Origin of the sequence: Paenibacillus sp. VTT E-133291 (assembly GCF_002264395.1) — a bacterium.
Taxonomy (GTDB): domain Bacteria; phylum Bacillota; class Bacilli; order Paenibacillales; family Paenibacillaceae; genus Paenibacillus_AQ; species Paenibacillus_AQ nitricinens.
The window spans coordinates 1-257 of the sequence record NZ_NFVA01000277.1 but is presented as its reverse complement, the minus strand read 5'-3'; the positions used below and the strand labels follow the sequence as shown (position 1 = coordinate 257).

Here is a 257-nt window from a genome sequence, read left to right as displayed (position 1 = left end):
CAACAGCGGCGGATACCGGCACGGAAGTAACCGGAGGATCATACGCGCGACAGGCGGTAACATTCGGAGCGCCAGCGCTTGTTAGCGGACAACAATCCGTAGCGAATACCGCGGAAGTAGTATTCCCCGTTGCTACTGCGGATTGGGGACTCGTAACGCACATCGGATTACGGACGGCGGTAACTGGCGGATCTTTACTATGGACGAAACCGCTCGATAATCCGCGGACATTACTCGTTGGCGACCGTCCGAGATTC

The 257-nt window shown here is 56.8% G+C and carries 1 protein-coding gene; it reads left to right on the top strand.

The window, feature by feature from the left end; genetic code table 11:
- The coding region (locus tag CA598_RS32665) for a phage tail fiber protein (RefSeq protein ID WP_483874409.1) at nucleotides 1–257 on the top strand (257 nt) is incomplete at both ends.